We start from the raw sequence: 22,056 nt of genomic DNA, 5'->3' as shown, positions 1-22,056 counted from the left end.
CCTCGACCGACACCCCCTGCCAACCCGACAGCAACGCCTCGCGCTCACCCCCGGCCAGCAACTCCACCCCACCGACCCGACCGTCCGGATCCACCACCACCGCCCCCAGCAACCGCTGGAACCGCCCGACCAACAACTCCGCCGACCCCCGGTCGAACAGATCCGCCGAGAACTCCACACTGCCGTCCAGCCCCCCGCCGGGGCGGCTGGAGAAGCCGAAGGAGAGGTCGAACTTGGCGCTGTCCCCGATGGTCGCCACCGGGGCGACGGCCACGCCGGGCAGGTCGAGCCCGCCGGCCACCTCGCCGTCGTCGAAGGTCAGCATCACCTGGAAGAGCGGGTGCCGGGACATCGAGCGGTCGGGGTTGAGCACCTCGACCAGCCGCTCGAACGGCACGTCCTGGTGCGCGAACGCCGCCAGGTCCGCATCCCGCACCCGGCCCACCAGCTCACGGAAGCTCGGGTCGCCCGACACATCGGTCCGCAGCACCAGCGTGTTCACGAAGAACCCGACCAGCTCGTCCAGCGCCGCATCGGTCCGACCCGCCACCGGCGTCCCGAGCGGGATGTCTGTGCCCGCGCCGAGCCGCGACAGCAGCGCCGCCACCGCCGCCTGCACCACCATGAACACCGTCGCCCCGCACTCCCGCGCCAGGGCCGAGACGGCTTCGTAGACCGGCTCGTCCAGCCGGAACTGGACCAGGCCGCCCTGGCCGGTGGGCTCCAGCGGGCGTACCCGGCCGGCGGGGAGGGCGAGTTCGGCCGGCAGCTCGGCCAGTGTCGCGCGCCAGTAGGCCAGTTGGGCCGAGATCAGGCTGCCCGGGTCGGACTCCTCCCCCAGCAACTCCCGCTGCCACAGCGTGTAGTCCGCGTACTGCACCGGGAGCTCGTCCCACTGCGGCGCTGCGCCGGCGCAGCGAGCCGCGTAGGCGGCGCCCAGGTCACGGGCGAACGGCGCCAGCGACCAGCCGTCCCCGGCGATGTGGTGCACGACCACCAGCAGCACCGACTCCTGCTCCGACTCGCGGAACAGCCAGGCCCGCAGCGGCAGATCCACCGTCACGTCGAACGAGCACGCCGCCGCCTCCGCCAGACCGGCCGAGCCGTCCACCAGCGTCAGCAGCTCCCCGACCTCGGACACCGGCAGCACCCGCTGGAACGGCACACCGTCCAGCTCCGGGAACACCGTCCGCAGGCTCTCGTGCCGCCCCACCACATCCCGCAACGCCCCACCCAGCGCCGCAACATCCACCGCACCCGACAGCCGCAGCCCGATCGGAATGTTGTACGTGGAGCCCGCGTCCTCGAACCGGTTCAGGAACCACAACCGCTGCTGCGCGAAGGACAACGGCACCACGGCAGGACGCTCCCCTCCCCGCAGCGCGCTGCGGGCCTCCTCGGCGGCGCCGATCCGCTCGGCGAGCGCGGCGACGGCCGATGCCTCGAAGACGGTCCGGATCGTCAGCTCCACGCCGAACTCGGCCCGGACCCGGCTGACCAGCTTGGTCACCAGCAGGGAGTGGCCGCCGAGCGCGAAGAAGTCGTCCTCCACGCCGACCGCGGCCAGTCCGAGCACCTCGGCGTACAGCGTGCACAGCGCCCGCTCGGTGGCGGTGCGCGGCTCCCGGCCGGCCGGGGCCCACTCGGGCGCGGGCTGCGGGAGGACGCGCCGGTCGAGCTTGCCGTGCGCGGTCAGCGGCAGCGCGTCCAGCGCGACGAACGCGGACGGCACCATGTAGTCGGGCAGCGCCAGCGCGGCGTGCTTGCGCAGCACGTCGGCGGCGGGCACGGCCTGCCCCGGGGCGGGCACCACGTACGCGATCAGCCGGCGGTCGCCGGGGGTGTCCTCGCGGACGACGACCACGGCCTCGCGGACCTCGGGGTGGGCGGCGACGGCGGCCTGGATCTCGCCGAGTTCGATCCGGTAACCGCGGATCTTCACCTGGTCGTCCGCCCGGCCCACCGACTCCAGCCTGCCGTCGGGCAGCCTGCGGGCGAGGTCGCCGGAGCGGTAGAGCCGGGAGCCGGGCGCGCCGTACGGGTTCGGGACGAAGCGTTCGGCGGTCAGCTCGGGCCGGTTGAGGTAGCCGCGGGCGACGCCGCGGCCGCTGACGTGGATCTCGCCGACCACCCCGAGCGGGACCAACTGCCCGTTGCGGTCCAGCAGGTGGACGCCGAGGTCGGGCAGCGGGTCACCGATCGGGCTGGCGGACGGCGTGGCGAGGTCGTCGCCGGTGATCCGGTGGAAGGTGGTGTGCACGGTGGTCTCGGTGATCCCGTACATGTTGATCAGCGCCGGGGCGTCCAGGCCCAGCCGGTCGGTCCACGGCCGCAGCTCGCCCGGTTCCAGCTTCTCGCCGCCGAACACCACGTGGCGCAGAGCGAGTTCACCGATCCGGGGGTCGCCCGTGCCGGCCAGGCCGACCAGCGAGCGGAACGCGGAGGGCGTCTGGCTCAGCATGGTCACCCGCTCGGCCACCAGCAGGTCGAGGAACTCCTCCGGCGAGCGCGCGGTGTCGAAGGGCACCACCACGACCCGGCCGCCGAACAGCAGCGCGCCCCACAGCTCCCAGACCGAGAAGTCGAAGGCGTACGAGTGGAACAGCGACCACACGTCGTCGGCGCCGAACCCGAACAGGTCCTCGGTCGCCGCGAACAGGCCGACCACACTGCCGTGCGACAGCGTGACGCCCTTCGGCCGGCCGGTCGAGCCCGAGGTGTAGATCACGTAGACGGCGTGGTCCGGGTGCACCGGGACGCCGAGGTCGGCGGAGGGCAGCGCGGCGATCTCGTCCGCGGCCTCCTCCAGCACCACGGCCGGGCCCGGGAACACCGAGCCGACCAGGCCCGCGAAGGCGGACTGCGTGACCACGCAGGCCAGTTGCGCGTCCGAGGCCATGAAGGACAGCCGCTCGGACGGGTACGCCGGGTCCAGCGGCACGTACGCGCCGCCGGCCTTCAGCACCGCGAGCAGCGTCACCACCAGGTCGAAGCCGCGCTCCAGGCAGACGCCGACCAGCGACTCAGGACCGACCCCGGCGCCGCGCAGGTGCCGGGCCAGCCGGTTCGCCCGGTCGTTGAGCTCGCGGTAGGACAGCGAGCGGCCGTCGAAGGAGACCGCGTCCGCGTCCGGCGCCTGGGTCACCCGGTGCTCGAACACCTCGTGCAGGCAGCCCGTCACCGACGGCGTCGAGGGCAGGCCGGCGATCGGCCGGTCCACCACGGCCAGCTCGGCGGCGTCCAGCAGGTCGACGGCGCCGACCCGGCCGTCGGGCGCCGCCACCGCGGCCGCCAGCACGCGCTGGAAGCGGGCGACCAGCGCCTGTGCGGTGCTCGGGTCGAAGAGCTCCGCGGCGTACTCGACGCTGCCGTCGAGGCCCGCGCCGGCCCGCTCGGAGAAGCCGAAGCCGAGGTCGAACTTGGCGCGGTCGCCGATCGCGGCGACCGGCTCCACCCGCAGCCCCGGCAGCTCGGCGCCACGGGCGAGCGCGCCGTCGTCGAAGGTCAGCATGGTCTGGAAGAGCGGGTGCCGGGACATCGAGCGGTCGGGGTTGAGCACCTCGACCAGCCGCTCGAACGGCACGTCCTGGTGCGCGAACGCCGCGAGGTCCGCGTCCCGCACCCGGCCCACCAGCTCACGGAAGGTCGGGTCACCCGACACGTCCGTCCGCAGCACCAGCGTGTTCACGAAGAACCCGACCAGCTCGTCCAGCGCCGCATCGGTCCGACCCGCCACCGGCGTCCCGAGCGGGATGTCCGTCCCCGCCCCGAGCCGGGACAGCAACGCCGCCACCGCCGCCTGCACCACCATGAACACCGTCGCCCCGCACTCCCGGGCGAGGGCCGACACCCCGGCGAACACCGCGTCGTCCAGGCGGAACTGGACCAGGCCGCCGACGCCGTCCGGCGCGCCGGAGCGCATCCGGTCCACCGGGAGCGGCAGTTCGGCGGGCAGGTCGGCCAGGGTGGTCCGCCAGAAGTCCAGCTGGCGGGAGATCAGGCTCGCCGGGTCCTGCTCGTCGCCCAGCAGTTCGCGCTGCCAGAGCGTGTAGTCGGCGTACTGGACGGCGAGTTCGTCCCACACCGGCGCGCCGTCCGCGCGGCGGGCCGCGTAGGCGGTGCCCAGGTCACGGGCGAACGGGGCCAGCGACCAGCCGTCGGCGGCGATGTGGTGCAGCACCACCAGCAGGACGGACTCCTGCTCCGACTCGCGGAACAGCCAGGCGCGCAGCGGCAGATCGACCGTCACGTCGAACGAGCAGGCCGCCGCCTCCGCCACGCCGGCCGAACCGTCCACCAGCGTCAGCAGCTCGCCCACCTCGGACAGCGGTCGCACCCGCTGGAACGGCACACCGTCCAGCTCCGGGAACACCGTCCGCAGGCTCTCGTGCCGCCCCACCACGTCCCGCAGCGCCGCACCGAGCGCCGGCACGTCCACCGCACCGGACAACCGCAGCCCGATCGGAATGTTGTACGTCGAACCCGCGCCTTCGAGGCGGTTGAGGAACCAGAGGCGCTGCTGCGCGAACGACAGCGGGATCACGAGGTCTCCTCCGGGCGTGCCATCCGGCGCAGCTTCGGCCGGGCCGGCCCGGTCGGGGCGCCGGTGGTGTCGGCGAGCCGCTCGGCCAGCGCGGCGACGGTGGGGGCGGCGAAGAAGGCGTCGATGGCGAGTTCGACGTCCAGCAGGGCGCGGATCCGGCCGATCAGCCGGATCACCAGCAGGGAGTGGCCGCCGAGCTCGATGAAGCTGTCGTCGATCGAGACCTGCTCCACCCCGAGCAGTTCGCCGAACAGCCCGGTGAGGGTCTCCTCCAGCGGGGTGCGCGGCGCCCGGCCGGTGCTGGTGGTCGTGGCGGGCCCGGGGGCGGGCAGCGCCTTGCGGTCGAGCTTGCCGTTCGGGGTGAGCGGGAAGACCTCGAGCGGCACGAGGGCCGAGGGCACCATGTAGTCCGGGAGCTGGGCCTCCAGGTGGGCCCGGACCGGGTCGGCGTCGAAGCTTTCCACCGGTCCCGCCGGCACCACGTAGGCGACCAGGCGGACGTCGCCGGGGCGGTCCTCGCGGGCGATGACGGCGCACCGGGCGACGGCCGGGTGGGCACCGAGCACGGTCTCGATCTCGCCGGGCTCGATCCGGTAGCCGCGCAGCTTGACCTGGGTGTCGGCGCGGCCGTGGTAGTCCACGTCGCCGCCGGGCAGCTCGGTGCCGACGTCGCCGGTCCGGTACATCCGGGCGCCGGGCGGGCCGTACGGGTCGGGCCGGAAGCGGTCGGCGGTGAGCGCGGGCAGATCGGTGTAGCCGCGGGCGACGCCGACGCCGCCGACGAAGATCTCGCCCGGGGTGCCGGCCGGGACCTGCCGCAGGTCCGCGTCCAGGACGTACATCGTGGTGCCGGTGATCGGCCGCCCGATCGGGACGGAGTCGGGCTGCGGGCCGGTGGCGACGAACGCCGAGTTGGCGACGGTCACCTCCGTGGGGCCGTACTCGTTGACGAACCGGATCCCGGTGTCGCCGGCGAGGTCGAGCCAGGCGTTCACCAGCCGGCCGGGGAAGAGCTCGCCGCCGACGCTCAGCAGACCGGCGAGGCCCGCCAGTTCGTCGCCGGAGAGCTGCTGGAGCAGCACCTCCAGGTGGGCGGGGGTGAGCTTGACGAAGCTGTACGGGCCGCCGTCGGCCAGGTGCTTGCCGAGGTCGGCGGGCTCCAGGTCGGCGGGCAGCAGGTGCACGGTCTGCCCGGAGAGCAGCGGGGTGTAGAGGGCGGGCACCACCAGGTCGAAGGCGACCGAGGAGAACACCGGGGCGCCGCCGGTGCCCCGGGAGGCGTACTCCTCGACCGTCCAGGCCAGGTAGTTGGCGAGGCCGCGGTGGGTGACCTCGACGCCCTTGGGGCGGCCGGTGGTGCCGGAGGTGTAGATCACGTAGGCGAGGGTGTCGGGGTCGACCCGCACCTCGGGGGCCGCGGTGGGCTGGCCGGCCAGCGCGTCCCGGTCCACCAGCAGCCAGTTGCGCCGGTCGAGATCGGTGAACCGGTCGGCGAGCGCCGGGTGGGTGATCACCACGTCGGCGTGCGACTCCTGGATCACCCGCTCCAGCCGGGCGGTCGGGAAGGCGGGGTCGAGCGGCACGTACGCGCCGCCGGCCTTCCAGACGCCGAGCAGCGCGGCGACCAGGTCGGGGCCACGGTCGAGCAGCACGGCGACCCGGGACTCGGCGCGGACGCCGAGCGCGAGCAGCCGGTGCGCGAACTGGTTGGCCCGGGCGTTCAGCCGGGAGTAGGAGAGCTTGCCCTCGGTGGAGACCAGCGCGGTGGCGATCGGGGTGGTGGCGGCCTGCCGCTCGAAGAGTGCGACGGTGGTGCCGGCCGGGTCGGCCGTGGCGGCGGAGGGGCCCGCCGGCTGCGGCTGCGCGGACGACCGGGACTGCTGGGCGGCGGCGGTGCCGGTGCGGGCGTCCCCGTCGAGGTTGTTGACCATGTCGCGCAGAACCTCTCGGTACATGTCGGCCAGCCGCTCGGCGTTGGCCCGGCTGATGGTGTGGGTGTCGGTGGAGAGCACGATGCCGCGGCCGGAGGCGATCACGTTGAGGCCGATCTCGTTCGGCGTCTCGCCGATCCCGAGGTCCCCGTCCACCTGGTCGTCGGTGGCGTGGAAGTCGAGGTAGCTGAACGAGATCCCGATCAGCCCGGTGCGTCCGCTGCCGCGCTGGATGGCCGGCAGCGGGTAGCGCCGGTGCGGCCAGATCTCGGCCTCCCGGTCGAGCACCTGGCGGATCAGCTCGCGCCAGGTGGCGGCGCCGCGCTCGGCGGCGAACGGCACGGTGTTGAGGTGCATGCCGTAGACGTGTTCGGCGCCGGGGACCTCGGGTCGGCCGTGGCCGACCAGGCCGGTGAAGAAGCGGCGGGCCGGGGTGAAGCCACTCATCACCTTGATGTGCGCGGCGAGCAGGACGCTCTTCACCGAGGCCCGGGCGGCGGTGGCGACGGCGGCGACGCCCTCGGCCAGGTCGTCCAGCAGGATCCAGGTCTGGAAGGACTCCCGGGGGGTGCCCGGCGCGTCCCGCCAGTGCGCCGGGAGGGCGACCGGGGTGTGGTCGGCGACGATCCGCTGCCAGTACTCCCGGTCCTGCGCCGAGTCCAGCGCGGCCAGTTCGGCGGCGATGAAGTCGGCGAAGCGGACCTCGGTGCGGCCCGCGGCGGGCGGCTGCCCGCCGTCGCGCAGCGCCCGGTAGCAGGCCATCAGCTCCATCACCAGGGCGTTGTGGCTCCAGCCCTCCAGGATGACGTGCGACTCGGTCAGGGTCAGCCACCAGCCGTCGCGGTCGGCGTGCGAGAACACGCGCAGCAGCGGGAGGTCGTCGGCGGCGAACAGGTGGGCGCGCTCGGCGGTGATGAAGGCCCGGACGGCGGCCTTCGCGCCGGCCCCGTCGAGCCCGCCGAGGTCGTGGTGGCGGTACGGGATCTCGGCGGTGCGGTGCACCACCTGGAGCGGGACCGAGTAGCGGGAGATGTCGACCGAGGTGCGCAGGATCTCGTGCCGCTCGGCCATCAGGGCGATCGCGGCGCGCAGGGCGCCGGGGTCGAGCGGCCGGTCGTCGTTGATCCGGAAGCAGGTGACGTTGTGGTAGCGGGCGCGCTCGCGGTCGGCGAGCATCTCCACCATCATGCCGAGCTGGAGCTGCCCGAGCGGGTAGGCGTCGACGGCGTCGGCGGGCAGCGCGGCCCGGTCGGCGGCGGGGATCAGCGCGAACGGCGCGACCGGCTCGACCTGCCCGGCCCCCTCGGGGCTGCGGGCGTCGACCAGGGTGGCCAGCGCCGCGACGGTGGCGTGCTGGTAGACCTCCCCGGCGGTGACCGGGAAGCCGGCGGTGCGCAGCGCGCCGATCAGCGCGAGCACCCGGATGGAGTCGCCGCCGAGGTCGAAGAAGGCGTCCTCGACGCCGATCCCGTCCCGGCCGAGCACCTCGCCCCAGATCGCGGCGAGCCGCGCCTCGGTGGCGGTGCGCGGTGCGACCGATTCGCGGGCGGCGGCCGTGGCGTCCCGCTCGGGGGCCGGCAGGGCGCGCCGGTCGAGCTTGGCGGTCGAGGTCAGCGGGATGGCGGGCAGTTCGACGAAGGCGGCGGGCACCATGTACGGGGTGAGGGTGGTGCCGAGCAGGGCGCGCAGCTCGGCGCCGTCGGTGTTCCGGCCGGGTTCGGCGGTCCAGTAGGCGACGAGTTCCTTCTGGCCGGGGGTGTCCTCGCGGACGATGACGACGGCGTCGCGGACCGCGGGGTGGGCGGCGACGGCGGCCTGGATCTCGCCGAGTTCGATCCGGTACCCGCGGATCTTGACCTGGTCGTCGGCCCGGCCGACGAATTCGAGGGTGCCGTCGGCCCGGCGCCGGGCGAGGTCGCCGGAGCGGTAGAGCCGGGAGCCGGGGGCGCCGTACGGGTTCGGGACGAAGCGTTCGGCGGTCAGCTCGGGCCGGTTGAGGTAGCCGCGGGCGATGCCGCGGCCGCTGACGTGGATCTCGCCGACCACCCCGAGCGGCACCAACTGCCCGTTGCGGTCCAGCAGGTGGACGCCGAGGTCGGGCAGCGGGTCACCGGCCGGGCTGACCGCGGGCCGGGCCAGGTCGGCCCCGGTGACCCGGTGGTGGCTGACGTGGACGGTGGTCTCGGTGATCCCGTACATGTTGATCAGTGCCGGGGTGTCCGGGCCGAGCCGGTCGGTCCACGGCTTGAGGTCGCCCAGTTCGAGCTTCTCGCCGCCGAACATGACCGCACGCAGCGCGAGTTCGCCGATCCGGGGGTCCCCGGCGCCGGCCAGGCCGACCAGCGAGCGGAACGCCGACGGTGTCTGGCTCAGCATGGTCACCCGCTCGGCCACCAGCAGGTCGAGGAACTCCTCCGGGGAGCGCGCGGTGTCGAAGGGCACCACCACGACCCGGCCGCCGAACAGCAGCGCGCCCCACAGCTCCCAGACCGAGAAGTCGAAGGCGTACGAGTGGAACAGCGACCACACGTCCTGCGCGGAGACGGTGAACAGGTCACCGGTGGCGGCGAACAGGCCGACCACGTTCCGGTGCGACAGCGTCACGCCCTTGGGGCGGCCGGTGGAGCCGGAGGTGTAGATCACGTAGATCGCGTTGTCGGGCGTGGTGACGGGCGCCAGATCATGGTCCGGCAGCGCCGCCAACCCCTCGGCGAGGTCCTCCACCAGCAGCACCGGACCGGCGAACACCGAACCCGCCAGCTCCTCGTGCCGCCGCTCCGCCACCACACACGCCAACGCCGCGTCCGAGGCCATGAACGACAACCGGTCCACCGGATACGCCGGATCCAACGGCACGTACGCACCACCGGCCTTCAGCACCGCCACCAGCGTCACCACCAGATCGGCACCACGCTCCAGACAGACCCCGACCAGCGACTCAGGACCGACCCCCAACTCCCGCAACCGCCGCGCCAACCGGTTCGCCCGCGCGTTCAACTCCCTATACGACAGCGGCACCCCCTCGAACGTCACCGCCGTCGCCTCCGGCGCCGACGCCGCCTGCCGCTCGAACACCTCGTGCACGCACAACCCGTCCCACCCCGACACCACACCCGGCACCGGCCGATCCACCACCGCCAACTCGCCGGGCGGCAGGAAGGCCGCCGTGGCGTCGCCCTCGGGGTCGGCGGCCATCGCCTCGACCACGGCGCGGTAGAGGGCGCCGATCCGCTCGGTCTGGGAACGGTCGAGGGTGTGGGTGTCGGTGGCGAGCGTGAAGCACCCGCCGAGCGTGGTGACGGTCAGGCCGAACTCGGTGTGGCCCTCGTCGATGACGCTCTGCGCGTCGATCTGCCCCAGGTCGACCTGGTGGAAGTTCTGGTGGTTGAACATCACGTCGATCAGCCGTCCGCCGTCGCCCAGCTCGCGCTGGATCACCGGCATCGGGAACCGCCGGCGCGGCCACATCGCGATCTCGTCGGCCAGCACCTGCTGCACCAGCTCCCGCCAGTTGCGGGCGGTGCGACGGGCCGGGAACGGCAGCGTGTTGAGGTACATGCCGTACACCCGGTCGGCGCCGACGGCCTCGGGGCGGCCGTCGCAGACCAGCCCGGTGCAGAAGCTCTCCTCCTCGGTGAGCAGGCTGAGCACCTTGAGGTGAGCGGCCACCAGCACGTTCTTCAGCGAGGCGCGGGAGCGCACGGCGAGCTGCCGCAGCTGCGGCTCCAGGTCCTGGTACGGGACCGCCACGCGGTAGTGCTCGCGCGGGCCGGCGGGGTCGGCGCCCCAGCCGGTGGGCAGCGCGAAGGCGGGGTGCTCGTCCAGCAGGTCGCGCCAGAAGGCACGGTCCTGCGCCGAGTCCAGGGCGGCGAGTTCGGCGGCGATGAAGTCGGCGAAGCGCACGGACGGCCGCTCCGGCGCCACCGGGGTGCGCCCGGCCCGCAGCTCCCGGAAGGTCTCCAGCAGCTCCATCAGCAGCGAGTGGTAGCTCCAGCCCTCCAGTACCGGGTGGCACTCCGTGATGGAGATCCACCACTCCTGATCGCCGGTGAGGTGCGCGGTGACCCGGATCAGCGGCGGCACCTCGAGGTCGAACGGGTCGGCCCGTTCGGCCGCGGTGAAGGCGCGCAGCGCGGCCGCCTGCCGCTGCTCGTCCAGACCGCGCAGGTCGTGCACGGCGGGCTCCGCCGCGACCTCCTGGTGGACCAGCTGGAGCGGGGTGCCGAAGGCGGTCAGCCGGAACGAGGTCCGCAGCACCTCGTGCCGCTCGACCACCGTGCGCACCGCCTCGCGCAGCGCCGGCGCGGAGAACGGCAGGTCGTCGCGGACCTTGAAGGCGGTCACGTTGTGGTAGGTGTTGGCGCTGCCGCCGGAGAGGAGTTCGGCCACCATGCCGAGCTGCACCTGCGAGATCGGGTAGGCGTCGGCCAGGCCGGCGGGCAGCGCGCGCCGCACCTCCGCCCCGATCAGCTGGAACGGCGCCACGGCCGGGGTCGGGGCCGGGGCGGGCTGGCGGTTGCCGAGGTACTGGGCCAGCGCGGCCACCGTCCGGTACTCGAAGACGTCCCGGACGGTGACGTCGTAGCCGGCCTCGCGGAGCGCGCCGACCAGCGAGACGGCCCGGATCGAGTCGCCGCCGAGGTCGAAGAAGGTCGATTCGACGCTGAGCCGGTCGAGGCCGAGCGCCGTGCACCAGACCTCGGCGATCCGCTCCTCGACGACCGTGCGCGGCCCGACGAAAGCGCTCTCCGCGCCGGTGGCGGAGCGCTGCGGGGCGGGCAGCGCCCGGCGGTCGGTCTTCCCGTTGCCGGTCAGCGGGATGCTCTCCAGCCGGACGAAGGCGGCGGGCACCATGTAGCCGGGCAGGCTCTCGCCGAGCAGCGTGCGCAGCTCGGTGGCGTCCGGGCCGCCGTCGGCCTCGGCCGTCCAGTAGGCGACCAGTTCCTTCCGGCCCGGGGCGTCCTCGCGGGCGATCACCATGGCCTCGCGGACGCCGGGGTGGGCGGCGACGGCGGCCTGGATCTCGCCGAGCTCGATCCGGTAGCCGCGGATCTTCACCTGGTCGTCCGCCCGGCCCACCGACTCCAGGGTGCCGTCGGCCCGGCGCCGGGCGAGGTCACCGGAGCGGTAGAGCCGGGAGCCCGGGGCGCCGTACGGGTTCGGGATGAAGCGCTCGGCCGTCAGCTCGGGCCGGTTGAGGTAGCAGCGCGCCACGCCCGGACCGCTGACGTGGATCTCACCGACCACGCCGACCGGCACCAACTGCCCGTACGCGTCCAGCAGATGGACGCCGAGGTCGGGAAGCGGGCTGCCGACCGGGCTGACCGCCGGTGCGGCGAGGTCGTCGCCGGTGATCCGGTGGAAGGTGGTGTGCACGGTGGTCTCGGTGATCCCGTACATGTTGATCAGTGCCGGGGTGTCCGGGCCGAGCCGGTCGGTCCACGGCTTGAGGTCGCCCAGCTCCAGCTTCTCGCCGCCGAACACCACGTGCCGCAGCGCGAGCCGGTCGATCCTCGGGTCCCCGGCGCCGGCCAGGCCGACCAGCGAGCGGAAGGCGGAGGGCGTCTGGCTCAGCACGGTGACCCGCTCGGTGACCAGCAGCTCCAGCAGGTCCTCGGGCGAGCGGGCGGTGTCGAACGGCACCACCACCAGCCGGCCGCCGAACAGCAGCGCGCCCCACAGCTCCCAGACCGAGACGTCGAAGGCGTACGAGTGGAACAGCGACCAGGCGTCGTCCGCGCCGAAGCCGTAGTGCACCGCGCTGGCGGTGAACAGCCGCAGGACGGCGGCGTGCGAGAGCACCACGCCCTTGGGGCGGCCGGTGGAGCCGGAGGTGTAGATCACGTAGATCGCGTTGTCGGGCGTGGTGACGGGCGCCAGATCATGGTCCGGCAACGCCGCCAACCCCTCGGCGAGGTCCTCCACCAGCAGCACCGGACCGGCGAACACCGAACCCGCGAGCTCCTCGTGCCGCCGCTCTGCCACCACACACGCCAACGCCGCGTCCGAGGCCATGAACGACAACCGGTCCACCGGATACGCCGGATCCAACGGCACGTACGCGCCACCGGCCTTCAGCACCGCCACCAGCGTCACCACCAGATCGGCACCACGCTCCAGACAGACCCCGACCAGCGACTCCGCCCCGACCCCCAACTCCCGCAACCGCCGCGCCAACCGGTTCGCCCGCGCGTTCAACTCCCCGTACGACAGCGGCACCCCCTCGAACGTCACCGCCGTCGCCTCCGGCGCCGACGCCGCCTGCCGCTCGAACACCTCGTGCACGCACAAGCCGTCCCACCCCGACACCACACCCGGCACCGGCCGATCCACCACCGCCAGCTCGGCCTGGTCGAGCAGCTCGACCGTGGAGAGCGGGGCCTCGGGTCGCGCCGCGACCGCGGCCAGCAGCCTGGTCAGGTGGCCGGCGAAGCGCTGCACGGTGCTCTCGTCGAAGAGCGCGGTGGCGTACTCGAACTGGCAGCCCAGGGTGCCGTCGGCCAGCTCGGCGACCTGCAGGGCCAGGTCGAACTTGGCCACCTGCCAGGGCAGTTCGACCGGCTCGGCGTGGATCCCGCCGAGTGTCAGCTCGCCGACCCGGGTGTCGTGCAGGGTGAACGCGGTCTGGAACAGCGGGGTGACAGACAGGTCGCGCTCCGGCTGGAGCTCGTCCACCAGCGAGGCGAACGGGGTGTCCTGGCGGTCGAAGGCGTCCAGCACGGTACCGCGGACCAGCGGGAGCAGCTCGGCGAAGGCCGGGTCGCCCGCCCAGCGGGTGCGCAGCACCAGCGTGTTGATGCCGTAGCCGACCAGCTCGCGCAGCTCGGGCCTGGTCCGGCCGTTGACCACGGTGCCGACGGTGATGTCGGTGCCGCCGGTCCAGCGGGCCAGCTGGGCCTGGAACGCGGCGAGCAGCACGGTGAACAGGGTGGTGCGGTGCTCGCCGGCCAGCGCGCGCAGCCGGTCGGCGACCTCGGCGGGCACGGCGAACCGCACGGCCGCGCCGGCGGTGGAGCGGACCGCCGGGCGGAGCCGGTCGGTGGGCAGGGCGAGCGGCTCGATGCCGCTCAACTGCTGCTTCCAGTAGTTCAGTTGCTTGCGGGCGGCGGGCAGGTCGCGGAACGTCGCGCGCTGCCAGGCGGCATAGTCGGCGTACTGCGGTGCACCGGTCGCCGGCGCGGTGTCGGTGCCGTCGGAGTCGCCCTCGCCGAACGCGGCGTAGCGGGTCGCGAGTTCGGCGGTGAGCAGCTCCTGCGAGCGCTCATCACAGGCGATGTGGTGCAGGGTGAGGGCGAGCAGGTGGTCGTCCTCGGCGAGCCGGAACAGGGTGGCGCGCAGCGGCCACTCCTGCGCCAGGTCGAAGGGCAGCCGGGTCTGCCGCCGGGCCTGTTCCTCGGCCGCCGGGGCCCGGTCGGCGGCGGGCAGGGCGGTGAGGTCGACGGTGGTCAGCACGCCGGGCACGGCCGGGTCGATCAGCTGGACCGGCTCCTCGCCGTCCAGGCCGTACCGGGTGCGCAGGATCTCGTGCCGGGCGACCAGGCCGTCGACCGCGGCGGCGAGCGCCTCGGTGTCCAGCGGGCCGCGCAGGCGTAGCAGTTGCGGCACCAGGTACTCGACGGCGTCCGGGTCGAGGCGGTTCAGGAACCACATCTGGCGCTGGCCGAAGGAGAGCGGCAGCGGCCGGGTGCGGTCCGCCGGGGTGATGCCGGCCGGTGCGGCCGGGCGGCCGCCGGCCAGCCGGCGCCGGATCAGCTCCTCGCGCAGGGCCGAGGCGTCCGGGGCGCTCTGCGCCTCCTGGACGGTCTGCTCCGAGTATCCAGCACTCATGCCGGCTGCCCCTTCGTACGGGTCGTGTCGGCCACGACGTCCTCATCGCTGAGCTGGGCGATCTCCGCCCGGATCAGGTCCTCCAGGGCCACCGCCCACTGCTCGACCGTCGGGCCGTCGAACAGCACCCGGACGGGGATCTCGAGTTCGAGTTCGGCGCGGGCGGCGGCGGTGACGGTGGCCGCGAGCAGGGAGTTGCCGCCGAGCGCGAAGAAGTCGTCGTGCACGCCGACCTCGGTCTCCAGGGCCTGGGCCCAGATCTCGGCCAGCCGCTGCTCGAACGGGTTGCGCGGGGCGATCCGCGCCACCGGCCGGGCCGCAGCCGCGGGGGCGGGCGCGGCGGTGGCCGGGGTGGCGGCGTTCCAGGGCAGCTCGGCGCGGCGCAGGTCGGGTCCGGTGCGGACGTCGACGGCGCCGACGGCCGCGCCCGGGTCGGCGAGCAGCTTGCCGGCCAGCTCGACCAGGCCTTCGGCGAGCGATTCGGCGGTCTCCGGGTCGAACAGCGCGGTCGCGTACTCCAGCATCCCGGACAGCCCGCCGTCGGGCTGCCGGCGCATGATCAGCGCCAGGTCGGTCGGGGTGGTCCGCCAGGCGGTGCCGAATTCGGCGAGGTCCTCGCCGTCCTCGGCGAGGCCGGTCAGCCCCTCGTCCTGGAGGTCGAACAGTGCCTGGTAGAGCGGGGTGCGGGAGGGGTCGCGGACCGGCTGGAGGTCCTCGACCAGCTGCTCGAACGGCAGGTCCTGGTGGGCGAAGGCGGCCAGGCAGACCGCGCGCACCCGGTCGACGGCCTGCTCGAAGCTCAGCTCCGGGGACAGCTCGGCGCGCAGCACGAGGGAGTTGAGGAAGAAGCCGACCAGGCCGTGGGTCTCCGGCCGGACCCGGCCGGCCACCGGCGTGCCCACCGGGACGTCCCAGCGGTCGCCGTGCCGGGCGAGCAGCAGCTGCCAGACGGTCAGCAGGGTCATGAAGGGCGTGGCGCCGCGGGCGCGGCCGAGCTCGACCAGGCCCCGGGCGGTCGACTCCGGGACGGTGAAGGAGTGGACGGCGCCGTGCGCCTCGCGGTGCGCGGGGCGGGGGCGGTCGGTCGGGACCAGCAGGGTCGGCAGGCCGGCCAGCACGCCGCGCCAGTGCCCGAGCTGGCGCTCCACCAGCTCCTCGGTGAGCCACTGCTCGCCCTGCCAGAGCGCGAAGTCCGGGTAGCCGATCGGGAGTTCGGGCAGTTCGGCGGCGCGGCCGGCAGCGAGTGCGGCGTACAGCTCGCGCAGCTCGCGCTTGATCAGCACGGTCGACCAGCCGTCGCAGGCGATGTGGTGGACGGTCACCAGCAGGTGCGCGGTGCCGTCGGCGCGGCGGGCCAGCAGGGCGCGCCAGACCGGGCCGCCGGCCAGGTCGAAGCCGCGGGCGATCTCGGCGGCGACCAGCCGGACCAGCTCGGGGCCGTCCGCCTCGGCGCAGGTCAGCTCGACGGTGCCGGGCCGGTCGACCTGCTGGACGGGCCGCCCGTCGCGCAGCGGGTAGCGGGTGCGCAGGGCCTCGTGCCGGGCGGCGAGCGTGTCCAGCGCGCGGCCGAGCACGGCGGCGTCGGTGTCCGCGGGCAGCCGCAGGAAGAGCGGCACCACGTACTCGGCGCTGCCGGGGGTCAGCTGGTCGAGGAACCACATCCGCCGCTGGCCGGCGGAGAGCGGGAGCGCGGCGGCGCGGTCGGCGCGGCCGATCGGGGCGCCGCCGGCCACGGCCCGGTCGAGCAGGCGGGCCTGGTCGCGCACGGTGGCCGCGGTGAACAGGTCGGCCAGCGTGATCTCGCGGCCGGTGGCGGCGCGCAGCCGCTGGGCCAGCCGGCCGAGCAGCAGCGAGTAACCGCCGAGCCGGAAGAAGTCGTCCTCGGCGGCGATGTCGGGGGTGTCCAGCAGCTCGGCCCAGATCGCGGCGACGGTGCGCTCGGTGGCGGTGCCGGGGGCGGTCCGCCCGGCCGGGCCGGCGGTGCGGGCGGCGGGGGCGGGCAGCGCCTTGCGGTCCAGCTTGCCGCTGGTGGTGAGCGGGAACTCGGCCAGCACGGTGAAGACCGCGGGCACCAGGTACTCGGGCAGCTGCTCGCGGCAGTGGGCGCGCAGCTCCTCGTGGCCCACGTCGCCGTGCACGGTGACGTAGGCGGCGATCCGGCCGACCCCGCCGGCGCCCTTGAGCGCGACCACGGCCGCGGCCCGCACCTGCGGGTGGCGGGCGAGCACGCCCTCGATCTCGCCGGGTTCGATCCGGACGCCGTTCACCTTGACCTGGCCGTCGAGCCGGCCGAGGTACTCCAGCTCCCCGTCGGCCCGCCAGCGGACCTGGTCGCCGGTGCGGTAGAGGCGGGCGCCGGGCGGCCCGTACGGGTCCGGCACGAAGCGGTCGGCGGTGAGGTCGGGGCGGTTGACGTAGCCGCGGGCCAGGCCGGCGCCGCCGACGTACAGCTCGCCGGGCAGGCCGAGCGGGGCCAGCTCGCCGTCCTCGTCCAGCACCAGCAGGCGGATGCCGCTGATGGGCCGGCCGATCAGCACCGGGCCGGTCAGTTGCGCCGGGTCGAAGTGCCGGGCGGTGACGTCGATCGAGCACTCGGTGGGGCCGTAGGTGTTCCAGATCTGCACGTCGGCCCTGGCCAGCAGGCGCTGGCAGAGTTCGGCGTGCAGCGGCTCGCCGGCGGAGAAGACCAGCCGGATGGCGTCGCATCCCGCCCAGTCGGGCTCCTCGACCAGCAGCCGGAGCACCGAGGGCACCACCTGGAGCACGGTGACGCGCTGCCGGGCGACGGTGCGCACCAGCTCGGCCGGGTCGCGCTCGGCGCCGACCGGCGCCATCACCACGGTGCCGCCGCTGCTGAGCGGGCCGAAGAACTCCCAGCCGGCGGCGTCGAAGCTGAGCGAGGTCTTCTGCAGGACCCGGTCGGCGGGGCCGAGCCGGTGGGTGCGGACGGTCCAGCCGACCCGGTTGCCGATCCCGCGGTGGCTGACCGCGACGCCCTTGGGGCGGCCGGTGGAGCCGGAGGTGTGGATGACGTACGCCAGGTGGTCGGGGCCGACCCCGGTGCCGGGGGCGGTGTCGGGCAGCGCGTCCAGAGCCGTGCCCAGGGTGTCCAGGGCCACCGTCCGCACCCCGTCGGCGCGGACCAGGTCGGCCAGCGCCGCCTCGGTGAGCACCACCTCGGCGCCGGTGTCGCGCAGGACCCACTCGACCCGGTCACGCGGGTGACCGGGGTCGAACGGGACGTACGCCGCGCCTGCCTTCCAGACCGCGAGCAGCGCGACCGCCAGGTCCGGCCCGCGGTGCAGGCAGACGCCGACCAGCCGGTCGGGGCCGGCGCCGAGCGCGCGCAGGTGGTGCGCGAGCCGGTTGGCGCGCCGGTCGAGCTCGGCGTAGCTGAGCTCCGCGTCGCCGGCGACCACGGCCACCGCCTGCGGGGTGAGCGCCGCCCGGGCGGCGACCAGCTCGTGCAGCAGCCCGCCCGGGGCGGGGTCGCCGGTGGTGCCGGCCGGCCTCCGGGGCGCGGCCGGGGCAGTGTCGTCCTGCCCGGTGCCGGGCGGCGGGTTTGTGTGCACGATCAGCCCTTCGGTGGTGGGTGGCGGTGGTGGCCCGGTAGGTCAGGCGTCGGCGGGCTGGTCCATCCGCTGCCGCAGGCTCAGCGGCCGCATGTCCGTCCAGACCTCGGCGATCCGGGCCAGGCACTGCTCCTTGCTGCCCTCGGTGCCCTCGGTGTGCCAGCCCGCCGGCACCTCCCGGCCGACGGCCCAGATCGAGTACTGCTCCTCGTCGTTGAACACCACGAGGTACTGGCGGTCGTCGTTCTGGTCGTCACTCATCTGCACTCCTCTGCCGGGATTTTCCGCAGCTTCGAATTCATTCACCGGAGCATTTCCGGGAGTTCACCGCAGCACGGGTCGACGGCTCGGTCCCGGCCTGCGCGGCGCAGCCGGAATTGCCGTTCAACCACCTGACGGTGCGCGATACGAGGGGTGCGGAATGGACTCCGCCGACCTTCCGGATGCCGTCCGGCAGCCAGGGGAAGTGCCACCTCGTTCGAACATCGCCATCATGGCCGGTTTGATCAATATCGCTCAAGGGGTTGTCAGTTGCCAGCACCTGGCAACTGACAACCCCTTGGCAACCCCCGTCCGACCTGGGAACTCAAGTCATGTACTCGACAATATGTCAGGTCGAGCGTGCGGTTGCCCCACCACCGGCGACCACCAATTCCGGCCTGCCGAAAGGAGATCCGCCCCACGATCGCCTTGCCGGTGGTATCGACCGGCGATACTGTGCTCGCACCCGGTGGCCCCGGCCACTCGGATACCGCGGCGCCCGCCGGCCACGCATTTGCCGGACCGCCGCGAGGAATTCCCGCCGGCGCGTCCCGTTCCACCGGGCCGGCCGGCCCGCACCGCCCGCCTCCCGCGGCGCTCCCGCGACGGCGCGTGCCACCCCACCGATTTCTGACGAACGGAGTACCCGTGTGACTGCGCCCCAGTTGCCCCTCACCGTCGACGGCGGCCGGCGACGGCTGGTCGAGCACATCCGGCACCACCGCGAGGAGCTCCGAGAGCAGCTCCTGGTCCACGGGGCCCTGCTGTTCCGGGACTTCGAGGTGGACGGCGTGGACGGCTTCGACGCCGTGGTGCGCGAGCTGTCCGGCGATCCGCTGACGTACGCCGAGCGCTCCTCACCCCGCCAGTCGATCAAGGGCAACGTCTACACCTCGACCGACTACCCGCCGCAGGAGGAGATCTTCGCCCACAACGAGAACTCCTACCAGGCCGTCTGGCCGATGACGCTGTACTTCTACTGCATCGAGCCGCCGCTCACCCAGGGCGCCACCCCGCTCTCCTCCACCCGCGCGCTGTACGCGGCGATCGACCCCGCCGTCCGCGCGGAGTTCGAGCGCCGGCGGTGGTCGGTGGTGCGCAACTACGGCGGCGGGCTCGGCCTGCCGTGGGCCGAGGTGTTCAACACCGAGGACCGCGAGGAGGTGCTCCGGCACTGCGCCGGTCAGGGCATCGAGGCGACCTGGATCGGGGCCGACCGGCTGCGCACCCGGGCCGTGCGGGACGCGGTGCACAAGCACCCGGTGACCGGCGACCAGGTCTGGTTCAACCACGCCACCTTCTTCCACGTCACCACCCTGCCGGAGGAGTTGCGGCTCGGGCTGCAGGCCCTGTGCAAGCCGGAGGACCTGCCCAGCAACACCTACTACGGCGACGGCGAGCCGATCCCGGACGAGGTGCTGGACCACCTGCGGGACTGCTACCGCGCCACCTCCACCCGGTTCGACTACCGGCGCCACGACGTGCTGGTGCTGGACAACATGCTGTCCACGCACGCCCGCGAGCCGTTCACCGGCCCGCGCAGGATCGCGGTCGCGATGGCGGAGCCGTACGGCGGCAGCTGACCGCCCGCCGAACGCCGAAGGGGCGGCGGGCACCGGTACGCAACCGGTGCCCGCCGCCCCTTCGGCACTCCCCGGGGACCGGCGCTCAGCGCCCGATCCCCTCCCCCAGCCCCGCCAGGACCACGCCCGACGGCACGGCGGCGGCCAGTTCGGCCCGCCGCACCAGGCTGAGCGCGAACGACCTGACCAGCTTGTGGAACGCGTACCGGCCGGGCGCCGGGGTGTCCAGCAGGCTGGCGTCGACCAGCTCCTCCAGCAGGTTCTCCGCCTCGCTGCGGCCGGCGCCCAGTGCCTCCGCCGCCGCGGCCAACGAGAGGTCCGGCTGGTCGAGTTGGGCGATCAGCCGGAGCGCGTGCGCGGCCTGCCAGCCGAGCCGCTCGTAGCTGAGCCGGAAGGCCGTGCCGACGGCGGCGCCACCGAGGTCGAGCACCGAACTGCCCTCCTCCTCGTCCTCCAGCCGCTCCACCAGCGAGGCGATCTGCCAGCGCGGCCGGGCGGCCAGCCGGGTCGCCACCAGCTGCACCGCCAGCGGCAGCAGGCCGCACGCCTCGACCAGGCGGTGGGCGGCGACCGGCTCGGCGGCCACCCGCTCCTCACCGATGATCGCGGCGACCATCCGTACCGCCTCGGCCGGGTCCAGCGGTTCCAGCGAGAGCAGTTGCGCGGAGCGCAGGCCGGCCATCCGGACCCGGCTGGTCACCAGCACCATGCTGCCGGGCGCCGCGGGCAGCAGCGGCTGCACCTGGTCGGCGCTGACCACGCCGTCCAGCACGATCAGCATCCGGCGACCGTCCAGCAGGGTGCGGAACAGCGCGGACCGCTCGGAGATCGCGGTCGGCAGCGGCGCGTTCGGCCGCAGTGCGCGCAGGAATCCCCCGAGCACCTCGTTGGGCGTCACCCAGGCGCCGTCCTGGCCCGGGCCGTCGATCTCCGCGAACAGGCAGCCGTCCGGGAACCTGTCCCGGACCCGGTGCGCCCAGTGGACCGCGAGCGCGGACTTGCCGACCCCGGCCATCCCGTCGATCGCGCAGACCACCACCCGGTGCTCGGAGAGCAGCCCGTCGAGGCGGCTCACGATGGCCTCGCGCCCGTAGAAGTCGGGGACCGCCATCGGTAACTGCGCAGGTCGCAACCGTTCCAAGGGGTGGGCGTCGGGGTCCTGCTCGGCCACCAGGCCGCGCAGTGCGCCACCCGCGCCGAGGACGTCGTCGCACCTGCCCGCCAGCTCCGGGGTGGCCGGTCTGGCGCCGGTCTCCACCCTGCTGAGGTAGCCCTTGCTGTAGTGGGCCATTTCGCTCAGCGCCTTCAACGAGACACCCTGTTGTGTGCGAAGTCTTCGCAACTCGTGCCCGAATCTGTCGCTCAAAACTCCCCCCTCCTGCCCGTGTGGTTGCTGTCTCCCCCGATTGGGGCCCATCACAGGCGACTGAGAGCCGCCGCGCCACCGGGCTCCGGGCCGCGTTGCCGTCGTCGTGACTCCCCCCGGAGACGACGGCACCCGAGCGCGGGTGGCGGGGCCGATCCTACGGTAGATCACCGTCCGATGTTCGAATTCGATCAGAGTTATCTCACCGAGTTCCGGATCCCGGTCACGGACTCGCAGCGGTAGGGGAACGGATCAGGTCGCGACGCCGCGTCCCCGTGACATCCGCGCCGGCTTCGGCCTCCTGCACGGGAGTTGACCGACAGTCACCGATCATCTCAAGGGTTGGTAAACTGATGAGCCGTCAGCTTCGAGCGGCTGCCAGCCGCCCCGGCGGTCCAGTTCCAGCACCAGCGCGGCGATGTTCCAGGCGTCGTCCTCGCCGCGGTGGTGGCGCCCCTCCAGCGGCAGCCCGGCCAGCTGGAGCGCCTGGGCCATGCCGGGGCGCTTGCGCAGCCCGTACGCCTCGGTGAAGCGCAGCTTGGCGTTGGTGTGGTGGCGGCCGAACGGGTAGCGGGCGCCGGTGGCCCTGCACTGGCGGGTGAACTGGTTCCGGTCGTAGTCGCCCCAGCTCGCCCACGGCCGCCGGCCGGCCCCGTGCTCGGCGGCCAGCAGCCGGCAGGCCTCGGCGAAGGTGAGGCCGGTGTCCACCTCGGCCTGGGTCAGCCCGGTCAGGGTGGTGCAGAAGGCGCTCACGGTCGAGCGGGCGGGCCGGACCAGGATCCGGTGGCGCCCGATCCGTTCGCCGGCCGCCAGGTCGACCACCGTCAGCCCGATCTCGATGATCTCGCTGACCGCGCCGGGCGGCGGCTGCCCGTCCCAGCAGGTCGCCTCGACGTCGACCACGTTCAGCAGGTCCCCGGGGTGCTCCACGCCGGGCAGCGTAGTGCGGGGCGCCCGGCGGGCGCCCCGCATT

7 protein-coding genes are annotated in these 22,056 nt (G+C 73.9%); 1 reads left to right on the top strand and 6 read right to left on the bottom strand.

Going from position 1 to position 22,056, the window contains the following annotated elements:
- The 4 genes from ABT014_RS28470 to ABT014_RS28455 all read right to left on the bottom strand — a co-directional run.
- Positions 1 to 4,543: non-ribosomal peptide synthetase (locus ABT014_RS28470; protein ID WP_350642073.1), on the bottom strand; the 4,543-nt coding region annotated here is incomplete at its 3' end.
- The gene (locus ABT014_RS28465) at positions 4,540 to 14,301 is read right to left on the bottom strand and encodes a non-ribosomal peptide synthetase (protein ID WP_350642071.1); all 9,762 of its coding nucleotides are present in this window, start codon (positions 14,299 to 14,301) and stop codon (positions 4,540 to 4,542) included. The genes ABT014_RS28470 and ABT014_RS28465, both read right to left, overlap by 4 nt.
- The gene (locus ABT014_RS28460; RefSeq protein WP_350642070.1) at positions 14,298 to 17,873 is read right to left on the bottom strand and encodes a non-ribosomal peptide synthetase; all 3,576 of its coding nucleotides are present in this window, start codon (positions 17,871 to 17,873) and stop codon (positions 14,298 to 14,300) included. The genes ABT014_RS28465 and ABT014_RS28460 overlap by 4 nt, the downstream gene beginning before the upstream one ends.
- 42 nt (positions 17,874 to 17,915) lie before the next feature.
- Entirely contained in the window at positions 17,916 to 18,134 is a 219-nt protein-coding gene (locus ABT014_RS28455) for an MbtH family protein (protein ID WP_350642069.1), read from the bottom strand.
- Positions 18,135 to 18,784: 650 nt separating this feature from the next.
- On the opposite strand from ABT014_RS28455, the gene ABT014_RS28450 reads away from it, so the two are divergent.
- Complete coding sequence (locus ABT014_RS28450) at positions 18,785 to 19,717, top strand: TauD/TfdA family dioxygenase (RefSeq protein ID WP_502895120.1); 933 nt, start codon at positions 18,785 to 18,787, stop codon at positions 19,715 to 19,717.
- A gap of 85 nt (positions 19,718 to 19,802) precedes the next feature.
- Here the strand turns inward: ABT014_RS28450 and ABT014_RS28445 are convergent, their stop codons facing one another.
- Together ABT014_RS28445 and ABT014_RS28440 are read right to left on the bottom strand one after the other, a co-directional pair.
- Positions 19,803 to 21,134, bottom strand: a complete 1,332-nt coding sequence (locus ABT014_RS28445) for a helix-turn-helix domain-containing protein (protein ID WP_350642068.1) — start codon at positions 21,132 to 21,134, stop codon at positions 19,803 to 19,805.
- Positions 21,135 to 21,413: 279 nt separating this feature from the next.
- Positions 21,414 to 22,055, bottom strand: coding sequence for a 3'-5' exonuclease (locus ABT014_RS28440; protein WP_502895121.1), 642 nt, complete (start codon positions 22,053 to 22,055; stop codon positions 21,414 to 21,416).
- Between the last annotated feature and the right edge of the window lies 1 nt (position 22,056).

It is taken from the genome of Kitasatospora sp. NPDC094015, from assembly GCF_040304075.1.
Lineage (GTDB): Bacteria > Actinomycetota > Actinomycetes > Streptomycetales > Streptomycetaceae > Kitasatospora.
Note: the sequence above shows the minus strand (reverse complement) of the source record. Positions and strands in the feature narration are given on the sequence as shown.